Genomic DNA, 10,631 nt, shown 5'->3' on the forward strand with positions numbered 1-10,631 from the left:
TCTAACTTCCTATTTTTTTTATAATCTTTGGCTCATATTTTTGACCATCATTTCTTTCCAAGGTCTAAAATCGCCCGCTAAGATATGTTTTCTTGCCTCACGAACCAACCACATATAGAATCCTAAATTATGAATCGTAGCAATTTGCTTTCCTAGCATTTCATTCGATGCAAACAAATGGCGCAAGTAAGCTTTGGTATAAAAAGTATCTACATAGGTAATTCCCATTTCATCAATTGGTGAAAAATCGGCTTCCCACTTTTTATTTTTAATATTGATGGAACCATTAGCGGTAAATAACATTCCGTTTCTAGCGTTACGTGTTGGCATTACGCAATCAAACATGTCTATTCCTAAAGCAATATTTTCCAAAATATTAATTGGTGTTCCTACCCCCATCAAATAACGAGGCTTGTCTTCTGGTAAGATTTCACAAACAACTTCGGTCATTGCATACATTTCTTCTGCTGGTTCCCCTACCGAAAGTCCACCAATAGCGTTTCCTTGTTGTCCCGCATTGGCAATGTATTCTGCCGATTGGCGACGCAAATCTTTATAAGTACTCCCTTGCACTATAGGAAAAAATGTTTGCTCATATCCATATTTATAAGGTACTTTTTCTAAATGATTGATACAACGATCCAACCAACGGTGCGTCATGTGCATTGAACGCTGTGCATAGCGATAATCACAAGGATAAGGAGTACATTCATCAAAAGCCATAATGATATCAGCTCCAATAGTACGCTGAATTTCCATCACATTTTCAGGTGTAAAAAAATGGTATGACCCATCAATATGTGACTTGAACTTCACTCCTTCTTCCTTTATTTTTCGATTTGCCGATAAAGAGTACACCTGATAACCTCCTGAATCGGTCAAAATATTACGATCCCAATTCATAAATCTGTGCAATCCTCCCGCTTTTTCCAAAATATCAGTTTGCGGACGCAGGTATAAATGGTAAGTGTTTCCTAAAATAATATCCGGATTAATATCGTCTGCCAATTCGCGTTGATGCACTCCTTTTACCGTTCCTGCAGTTCCCACAGGCATAAAAATAGGGGTTTCAATTACCCCATGATCGGTAGTAATACTACCTGCTCTTGCTTTAGACTGTGTATCTTTTTGTAATAAATCAAATTTCATCTCTCTCGTTTTTCTCCCGACCGTTCGGGACGGCAAAGATAATTTATTTCAGATTTACGAATTACGATTTAGGATTTTATTTAACAATGCTATCTTTTGGGCGTATCACCACCTCCGCAAGCTACGGCGCTGTCGGGCTGTACACTATATCTCTTGGGTCGAACCCCGCCCCAAGAGGATGCCGCTTCCATCCCTTACGCATCTATAGAAACACCTAAACATAAATTACAACATATTGTCAATACATATAATTTAGAAACAAGTCGCGACCTGTCCCTACGGGAATCCAAAATTTATTTGATTGTGTAACAATTGTTACTCAAAAACCCATTTTGTACCTTTACTTTTGCCTTACTCAAACAAAAAAACGAATACTTATGACATTAGAACATTTCATTAAAGAAAGCCGCGGTACCATTGTAGACGTAAGAACCCGAGAAGAATTTATGGGCGGTCATGTTGCTACTTCTATCAATATTCCACTAAATGAAATTCCAGAACGCCTAGAGGAAATAAAAGCCTTGGCTACTCCCCTCATTTTATGTTGTGCTTCTGGTGGACGCAGCGGTCAGGCAGAATATTATCTTTCACAGCAAGGTATAGAGTGTCTGAATGGCGGCTCTTGGTTGAACGTGAATTTTTATCAATCCTTACAAAACAAAATCGATTAATATGCTTACTCTTTTAAAACGCCTTTTCGGCCTTGGCCCAGCCATAAATTATAAAACATTACTTCAGCAAGGAGCTATAATCGTAGATGTAAGAAGCAAAGGTGAATTCCGAGGAGGTCACATCAAAGGTTCCCTTAATATCCCCGTTGATGTATTGCGTCAAAATTTAAATCAATTACAAAATAAAAATCAAGTCATTATTACTTGCTGTGCCTCTGGAATGCGAAGCGCTTCTGCCAAAAGCATCTTAAAAGCAAGTGGCTATACAGAAGTTTACAATGGAGGTGGATGGAGCAGCTTGAATAGCAAACTCTTGTAACACATTAACATAAAAAAACTTATTAGTCACAGTCAAAACTATTCCTTTTCTGTGACTGTAATAGAAGAAAGCTAATGCACAATAAAAAGGCGATACTAACAGATCTTGTAGCGCCTTTTTGTTTGCTAACAACATAAATCTAGTAAAATCACAAAACGCGTTCATCAAAAGAATGGAATACCTAAAAAATAAGCTTAAAAGGCAAGCTGCTTTTACTTCTTTTTTGAAATTAATTTTGAAGTAAACTCAGTAGAATGCTTTATTTTTACGCCTGAAATCAATTCAAGCGTACTTTTATGCCTATCACTTCCTTACTTGCAAGACTAAACAAAATAAATCTATCTGTACTTCTTTTTTTGTGGGGCGCTGTTGTTTCAGCTCAGCTAGCACCGCTTTCACCAAAAGCAACAGTAAGTGTACTAACCTGTGCTACAGGAAACGAATCGTATTCCCTTTTCGGGCATACCGCAGTCCGTATTGCTGACCCAGAACAATTCCTAGATGTTGTTTATAATTATGGCGCATTTGATTTTTCGACACCTAATTTTGTAGCTAAATTTGCAAAAGGAGATTTACAATACTTTGTGGTAGCCGACTCGTTTTCGGAGTTTATAGGACGATACCAATATGAGGGAAGAAGTGTTTATGAACAAAAGCTTCGCTTATCACTTCCCTTAAAACAGCAGCTTTTTGATCAACTCAACAAAACATTAAAGTCAGAAGAACGCTTCTATACCTATAAATTTATTGATCGCAATTGTACAACTATGGTAGTCGATTTGCTTAACGAAACAATTGGCACAAAAGCAATCACAAAAAAAGACGCTACTGAAAAGACCTACAGAGAGGTATTATTCCCCTACTTCAAAAATCATTTCTACGAACAACTGGGTACAAGTAGTATTTTTGGAACCAAAGTAGATCAAAAAGCTACTTCCCTATTTCTTCCGTTCGATTTATTGGAAAGTCTAAAAAAAAGCCAACTTAACCATCAACCCTTAAGTGAACCTGTTGTTGCACTTTTAACTATAGCGCCAACCCAAAATCGTTCATGGTGGAATAACGCCTATACCTATGGCGCTTTTTTGTTGCTGCTTGTGTTTTGGAGAAAAAAAAGTGTTGCTATGGTCTTTTTAACTACACTTGGGATTTTAGGCCTCTTTTTTATTTTTATGGGTGAGTATTCGTTACATCCGGAATTGGCCAACAATTACAATGTATTATTATTCAATCCTACCTTGCTAGTATTTATGTTTTTTGTACTTCAAAAAAACAACAAAGCCATACAATTGTTGAGCTACATTATTTGGGGTTGCTTCTTACTATACACTGTATTACTAATCAATAAAGCGTCATTTTGGTTTCTTTTACCTTTGATTGGAGTCACTTCATTCATCGTCTATCGAATAAACAAGGAGAATCGATAGATTTTGATTTAGGATTTAGGATTTGAGATTTAGGATTTGAGTTTGGAATTTGAGTTTGGAATTTGAGTTTGGAATTTGGAATTTGAGAATTGAGATTTTTTCATTTTACTGCCCTCGATAAAAAACTACTGTTGAAATGGTTTTAAAAATAATGCTAATATCGATAAAGACACTACGGTGTTTGATATAGTACAAATCATACTGTAGTTTCACCAAGCTTTCTTCTATGGATTCTCCATAATTGTAGTTCACTTGTGCCCAACCAGTAAGTCCAGGTTTAATAATATGTCGGGTTTCATAAAAAGGCATAATTGCTGAAATTTCTTCAACGAACATAGGTCGCTCAGGGCGTGGACCTATTACCCCCATATCACCTTTTAAAATATTTAAAAATTGAGGGATTTCATCTATACGGGTTTTTCGTAAAAACTTCCCAAATGGCGTTACTCTGGTGTCTCCAATTTTAGAAAATACGGCACCATTAGTTTCAGCATTTTCAACCATACTCCTAAATTTGTAAATTTTGAATAGCGCTCCATCTTTCCCTACACGCTCTTGTGTGTAAAACAAAGGGCCTCTATTCCATAACCAATTGGCTACCATTAAAAAAGGGACCATCAAGGCACCTATTGCAATACCCGTTACAGAAAAAAGAAGTTCAAAAAGACGCACTTGATACAAATACAATTTGTTTTGATTGCTCCTACTAAAAGGAAAAAAACGGTAAAAATCCTCTGCAATTTGATGTACAGGTATGCGCTGGGTTTTGTTTTCATAGACATGAACATACTCTCGAATACTTTTTCCAGACTCCAACAAATGAAGTAATTGCTGGTACAATTCTGTTGTGATTCCATCTGTTTTTTGGGAGGCAACCACAATCTCAGAAACCCCAAACCTCCTCACAAATTTAGTCAATTGGTCTATTGGAATTTCCTTTTTTAGTTTGTAATCTATCGCTTCTTGATTCTCTCTGTCTGAGTTCACATAGCCAATAATTCGATAGTAGGGATCCGCATCTTCAAGATCTAAGACTAATTGCTCTAGCTGCCCTTTATCACATATTAAAATGACATTTTGAACAAAGCGATTCGAAGCTAAAAATTGTACATAAAACATGCGCCATAGGTAGAGTGCAAAAAAAATCGTGCTGTAAAACACTAATAACTGTATTCTACTTTTTGGCAATTGGGGAGACAGAAAAGGAGTCAACAAATACAACAAAACGGTTGCTGAAGTAGTCAGTAAAATACTTTTGAGAATTTGAAAAGGATGGCCTGCAACTTGAAGGTTATACATTTCAAAAACACCTCCGAGAAGCAGTAAATAACTAGAAAAAACGATAGGCCAATAAAAAGTGTTGGTTGAAAATTCAAAATAGGTGAAATGGAACACTTCTGTCATCAGGTACAAAGACCCAAGTACTACAATGAGGTCTACTAGCCGTAACAAGAACTTTCGTTCTGAAAGTTCAAAATGCATTCTCTTCTTATTCATATAACTGTGGTATTCTGACGCAAGTTACTGAATTTTAACTATTCTAGGTGTCTTTATTAAAAATTAAGAACCATTTATCTTTTACTTGATTCCATTCAAAAAAACTAGCTTTTATTCTGGCTTTTTTTGTGATTTTGATAAATTCTGAAGGGTTTTTTAACAAAAAAAGTAAGGCGTTATGCATGCCTTCCACATCATTATCAGCTACTAAAAGACCGTCTACACCATTATTTATCAAAAAAGGAAGGCCGCCAACATTAGTAGACACCACTGCCAAACCTAAACTCATGGCTTCGATGACACTAACTGGGGTATTATCAAAATGAGTCGTATTAATGAAGAGATCATAGTTTTGCGCTAATTCTGTCCATTCCTCTCTAGTTAGTTTTCCTTTAAAATCCGCTTTAATTCCTAAATTTTCTGCCAGTATTTTTGTCTTTATACCACTCCCGTCTTTATCTGGTCCTACCATACAAAGTTCCGCATTAGGGAAAGTTTTTAGCAGTTTATTAAAAACATGAATAGCCATTTCTGGGTTGTATAGTGCTGCAAATGCCCTTACCCATAGTATCTTTGGGTTAGCTAAAGGGCGTTCTTTATAACTAGACTTCTCCAGGGTTATGGCATTGGGGATATGCACTAAATTTGGGCAACCCACATTTCCAAAAGCTTCCATTAAGTAAAGCGAAGGACAAACATTACGATAAGCATGATAAAAAAGGCGTTGACAACTTTTCGGATGTGTTTGCCATCTATTGGGAAGATTCCCACCATGTAGAATAGGAATGTACTTTAACTTCCTTATTCTACACAACTGACTTACCAAGTAGGCATACCAAAAATTGGTGGTGCTGTAGGTATCAATCAAAACATAGTCTATATTTCTAGCAAAGCAAGTCGCAAACAGCATGTCTAACAAACGAAACAGCCGATTGCGTTTCATAGAAGCATAGCTGATTTGGTATCCTTCTTGCTCCAAAAGAGGCCCTAAGACATCTATGGCTGTTGGATTGCTTCCATTTTTAGCGAGCTTATTTCCTATATACAGCAGGTGCTTCACGATAAACTTTTAAAAGTGATAAGGCATAGATAAAAGCTGGCGCTGATAACCGCATCGCTGCATGATTGATGGTTAACAACCAAAATACATAAAAAGAAAGCGCCAGTATGTTTTGTCGGTCAACTGCAAATAAATACAGTGGCGTTATCAATAAAATCAGCAAACCAACTATACCTAAAGTTCCATGCTCAGCCAACATACGAGTAATTTCATTGTGAGTAGCCAAATCGATACCTGTTTGACTTTTTCTAAGCTCTTTATTCTTTCCCACACCTACTCCTAGAATTGGATTTTCATAAAACATCTTTAACTCTGATTCTATAAGAACTTCCCTTCCAGAAAGTTGGCTTTTCTTCTCCCTACCCGCAGCATCTTGATTGGCATAGCGTTTGTCTAAGAGCCCATTGGTTTTTATGGAACTGTAACTCCAAACCGCCAAAGTAGCTAAGAAGGACAAGACAATAATCCCTGCAATTTTTGGCTTGGTTTGAAAATTAGCTTGAAAATACAATATCGCTAATAATAAAAGTACCATGGCAACACCTGTGTAGATTCCCCCTCTTGAAAAAGTAATCAAGCCTCTATAAGCAAAAAACAACACTAAACCTCCATTAATGATTTGGAGTATCCCATTAGAGGAATTAAGCATCAATTGTACAAAAAAGATAAAGATTCCCAATCCCAAAATGGTAGCAACTTGATTAGGCCCAAATCCTCCTGAAGTTTCAAAATTGGATTGTGTCCCTGTAACCACATCTTGTATGTTGGGGGTGTAAAAATAAAGATAGGTGACCAAGCAGAGTAAAGGCAAAGAAAAAGCCGTGATTATCCCAAGCATCCGCTGAAAAGTGAGCTCCCGTTTATAGCAATAAATAGCCGAAATCCCCAAACAAACTGGTCCTGATATATTAAACACAATGGCTTTTTTAACGTCAGTAGTAAGATCTAAAGTGACCGTTGATAATACCAAACTTGGCACTAAAAAAAACAAAAATAACCAATAGACCAAGGCATTTCTAGAAAAACCTGAAAAAAGCATTCCTAAAAAAAGGAAGAGCATGACGAGGTACTTGCCGTATTCATTTACAAACGTTCCGCCTGTCATTCGGAGCATGATTTCGGCACTTACTGCATAAGCCGCCATTAGCAGCGCTTCGTTATGTTTATTTTTAGATTCGATAATATAATATATTCCAAAACCCAATATCGCAATGCCATACACTTTACTAAGAAAAGGAAACAAAAAAAACACATAGCCAAAAAATGCATGTAAGGCTACTAAATAAAGATAAACGACCTCTTCTTTTTTCATTTTATAAACTTTCTAACCATTGTAGGTATTTTTGCAAAACCCCTTTTGAGGAATATCCTTCCGAAACCGTTTGTTGTAAAGCCAATGCCATACTTTTCCTTATAGAGGTATTCGAAATTAAGGAAATTAAAGCCTTGCTAAAAGATACAGCATCATTAGGAGGTACTAGCCAACCATTGAGACCATTATTTATGATGTTCGGTAATTCGCCTACTGCTGTTACCACTACTGCCAACGGTTGCATCCCGTACTCCAATAAGGCTACAGGCAAGCCCTCTGAAGCAGAAGTTAAAATTCCTATATCGCTTTGATCCAAGATACAGTTAATATCCTCTCTTGTTCCGTACAAAAATACTTGATTTTCTAATTGAAATGCTCTTATCTTGTTTTTTATTGCAAGAGAATATGCGTCATCAAAATCTTTCCCTACCAAGTGAAAGGTCCAATCAGGATGAGAAATTTTAAGCATACAAGCCACCTCCAAAAGTAAAAAATGATTTTTATCTGGTCTCAAATTTGCTAAGAATAGTATTCGCTTATCTTCAACACCCTCAAGAATTGTTTTATTCTCTGCTTTATTAGAAGATGCAAAATTGGGTAAATAGATAACTTCCTTATATTTCAACTTATCTTCAATCCAAACCTTCAGGTTTTGGTTCACTGCAATTACGCCGTTAAAAAATGGAATTATAACTTTAAAAATTAAAAGTCTTTTATTCGATATTCCTTTATCGTTTCCATAATGGTAATGCCATATTAGTTTTAAGGATGGACAACATAATTTTAATAGAAAGGCGATAAAAAAAGAAGTACTATGGGCATGCATATGGGTAATCGAATGTAGCAAAACAAAAGAACGCAAGCGCCATAGCGCTACAAAGTCGAGTTTGCCTTTTTTATTCAAAAAAAGATAAGCCACTTTTGAATCCATTTGTTCTAACAAAGAACCTTCTTTTCGCGTAGCTACAAGTGACGAAAACTCTAAGGTACTCGCAAGTGCATTGGCATAATTTACCGCCATTCGCTCCGCACCACCGGCTTCTAAGGAGTCTATTAGTTGTAGTATACGCATTAATTAAATAGCCAGTTTTTTAAATCAATATAAGTCCATTTCAAAGGCCCCCATAAATTAAAGGTTTTAGAATCGTTCTTCAAATAATTTCCGTCATAAACATAATAAAATTGATTGGGACCTAATTGTTGGATATCCAATTGATGCATTCCGGCGCGAAACTCTTTGATGTTAATCTGTCCTTTCAAGAAAAACGGAACTTCCCTTTTCATTGAGTAGTTATCGTTATTAAAAGATAAACGATACAGCGACAAACCATAGCCATAGCCATTAGTACAGTTCTGAACGGGTATTATCAAACCTTTAGCATCAGCAAAAAAACGACCTCCTGCCCTAGCTTCTGTTCCCATAAGTGCAATTGGTTTTTTATGAAGTTTCCATTTTCCAAAAAGAGAATCCGCTTCATACAAGTATAAATTTAACTTATCATCTGAAGCCATCATAATATTTAAGGAATCTGAAATATAAATCGATGGGTCTTTTAATCTAATGTTATAAAGCAAGGTATCACAAACTCTCCAATCGAAAGGGAATCGATACGCTTTATACAGCAAAACGGCATTAGCTTGTTTAGATTCAGGCACCATATAAAACTCATTTTTATATTTAAAAACCTGAGGATAGGAAAGGTGGAAATCTTGACTAAGTACAGTACCTCTGTAGATATAGTTTTTACCATCTGTTGAGGTCAGTAAACCGATATCCGCATTGGATTTTGTTTTTTTATGTTCAAAAAAAAGATAAAAAGTGTCTTTTTCTTTTACAAAAAAGGGATCTGCTAAAAATACTGTACTGTCATTTTGAGCTTTTAAAGCTTCTATAGAATAAATTTCATTTTGATTTACTTGTATAGTCTTTGGATAAACTTTAGAGCTTCCATAACCTACAGACCAACCTCCTGATTTTTGCTGAAAAAAAGGGGTCCTATTATTAATGACCAGTAGTATCATTAATCCAAAAAACAAAATACCAATTAAATACTTCTTCATTTCATTTCATTTTATTTTATTTGATCAATTTTTTAATCTCTTTTTCAAACACATCCAAAGTGTAGTTTCGGGACCAATCGGAGGCATTCTTTCTTTTTCTCAAATAATCTATTTCATCATTCAACACAGCTTCAATTTCCTGTACATCTTGTTCTAATCGAGCAGTTAACAAAACCCCTCTATTACCATAATCCAGCATAAAAGGGACACATGAAATAGAAGTAGCCAATGGGACACTTCCCCAAAACATCCCCTCCGCTATCGCTTTAGGCCAACCCTCGCTTTGAGAGGGCAAGAGTACAAAATGACTGTTTTGGTATGCTGTCATAACAACTTCTTTTGATTGATTGCCTTTCAATTCGATGAAGCTCCCCAGATGATTTTTTTCAATATACTTTTCCAACACTGCTCTTTCTTGGCCTTCCCCATACAGTTCTAAGTAAACATCATGTCCTCCTTTAAATAAGGCTTCAATCAATGCTACAGCATACATCGGACGTTTGCCCTCAGACAAAGTTCCTACAAAAACAAATCGAATGGTATTCCCAAAGGTAAGAGTTTTTAAAGATGTTTTTTCGGCTTCGCAGTACGTGGCGGTAAAAAAAGGGAGTATGTTTTTACTACTGCCTTCCCATTCCCCATAAACCAATACTTGCATGTTGCGAGTTAGAAAGGGATTACTTAATAGCCATTTTTGCAAACGATAACTCCAAGGTTGTTTGGCTTTAGGATCCCAGTTACCAGCGTACTTGGCCGTTTTCGATTTGAAAGGAAATAAAATTTGAACCAAACATCCCAACAAACCGATATTCCCAGGACAACGCAAGTGAATATGATCGGCTTGATACATCGCTTTGAAAATTTGCCAAGCTATTTTTAGTAGTTTAAAAAAAGTAGTGATTCTTGACTGCCAATTTAACACATCAATAGCGCCAATTGGTATAAAAATAATCTCCTTATGATGATAAGCGCAATCAATAGCCGTGGGTTCTTGTTCTTCAAATACTCCAACAATTAGTAGCTGCTTTACAAATTGCCCCCAAACATTCATTTCTCGTACATAAGGTGCGTATGCAAAATACTTATCCCCCTGTTGTTTATGTATGACGTGAGTGATAATAGCGAATTTCATTTC

10 protein-coding genes are annotated in these 10,631 nt (G+C 36.2%); 3 read left to right on the forward strand and 7 right to left on the reverse strand.

Translation table 11 applies throughout. The annotated features are described in order from the left end of the window. Nucleotides 1-18 precede the first annotated feature (18 nt). Nucleotides 19-1,149 (reverse strand): tRNA guanosine(34) transglycosylase Tgt, encoded by a 1,131-nt coding sequence (gene tgt, locus FLAVO9AF_RS07585; RefSeq protein WP_159686598.1) that lies wholly within the window; start codon nucleotides 1,147-1,149, stop codon nucleotides 19-21. A gap of 377 nt (nucleotides 1,150-1,526) precedes the next feature. Between tgt and FLAVO9AF_RS07590 the strand changes: the two genes are divergently transcribed. The 3 genes from FLAVO9AF_RS07590 (at nucleotide 1,527) to FLAVO9AF_RS07600 (ending at nucleotide 3,566) form a co-directional block, all read left to right on the forward strand. Continuing rightward, nucleotides 1,527-1,820: a rhodanese-like domain-containing protein gene (locus FLAVO9AF_RS07590; RefSeq protein ID WP_159686601.1), complete on the forward strand. Its 294-nt coding sequence runs from the start codon at nucleotides 1,527-1,529 to the stop codon at nucleotides 1,818-1,820. A gap of 1 nt (nucleotide 1,821) precedes the next feature. Then, nucleotides 1,822-2,139: a rhodanese-like domain-containing protein gene (locus FLAVO9AF_RS07595; protein WP_159686604.1), complete on the forward strand. Its 318-nt coding sequence runs from the start codon at nucleotides 1,822-1,824 to the stop codon at nucleotides 2,137-2,139. Between the two features lie 296 nt (nucleotides 2,140-2,435). Then, nucleotides 2,436-3,566: a DUF4105 domain-containing protein gene (locus FLAVO9AF_RS07600; protein WP_159686607.1), complete on the forward strand. Its 1,131-nt coding sequence runs from the start codon at nucleotides 2,436-2,438 to the stop codon at nucleotides 3,564-3,566. Between the two features lie 105 nt (nucleotides 3,567-3,671). Here the strand turns inward: FLAVO9AF_RS07600 and FLAVO9AF_RS07605 are convergent, their stop codons facing one another. Genes FLAVO9AF_RS07605 through FLAVO9AF_RS07630 form a run of 6 tightly spaced genes read right to left on the reverse strand, consistent with a single transcriptional unit; the run spans nucleotide 3,672 to nucleotide 10,628 of the window. Next, nucleotides 3,672-5,063, reverse strand: coding sequence for a sugar transferase (locus FLAVO9AF_RS07605; protein ID WP_159686610.1), 1,392 nt, complete (start codon nucleotides 5,061-5,063; stop codon nucleotides 3,672-3,674). Between the two features lie 43 nt (nucleotides 5,064-5,106). Beyond that, nucleotides 5,107-6,123 (reverse strand): glycosyltransferase family 4 protein, encoded by a 1,017-nt coding sequence (locus FLAVO9AF_RS07610; protein ID WP_159686613.1) that lies wholly within the window; start codon nucleotides 6,121-6,123, stop codon nucleotides 5,107-5,109. After that, the gene (locus tag FLAVO9AF_RS07615) at nucleotides 6,095-7,435 is read right to left on the reverse strand and encodes an O-antigen ligase (protein ID WP_159686616.1); all 1,341 of its coding nucleotides are present in this window, start codon (nucleotides 7,433-7,435) and stop codon (nucleotides 6,095-6,097) included. Before FLAVO9AF_RS07615 ends, FLAVO9AF_RS07610 begins: the two co-directional genes overlap by 29 nt. Nucleotide 7,436: 1 nt before the next feature. Next, nucleotides 7,437-8,507, reverse strand: coding sequence for a glycosyltransferase (locus FLAVO9AF_RS07620; RefSeq protein ID WP_159686619.1), 1,071 nt, complete (start codon nucleotides 8,505-8,507; stop codon nucleotides 7,437-7,439). Next, a complete protein-coding gene (locus FLAVO9AF_RS07625) occupies nucleotides 8,507-9,496 on the reverse strand; it encodes a hypothetical protein (protein ID WP_159686622.1) in 990 nt (329 codons plus the stop codon). Before FLAVO9AF_RS07625 ends, FLAVO9AF_RS07620 begins: the two co-directional genes overlap by 1 nt. 16 nt (nucleotides 9,497-9,512) lie before the next feature. Beyond that, nucleotides 9,513-10,628 carry a glycosyltransferase family 4 protein gene (locus tag FLAVO9AF_RS07630; protein WP_159686625.1) on the reverse strand — a complete coding sequence of 372 codons (1,116 nt, stop codon included), beginning with the start codon at nucleotides 10,626-10,628 and terminating at the stop codon, nucleotides 9,513-9,515. Nucleotides 10,629-10,631: the final 3 nt, after the last annotated feature.

Origin of the sequence: Flavobacterium sp. 9R, from assembly GCF_902506345.1 — a bacterium.
GTDB lineage: Bacteria > Bacteroidota > Bacteroidia > Flavobacteriales > Flavobacteriaceae > Flavobacterium.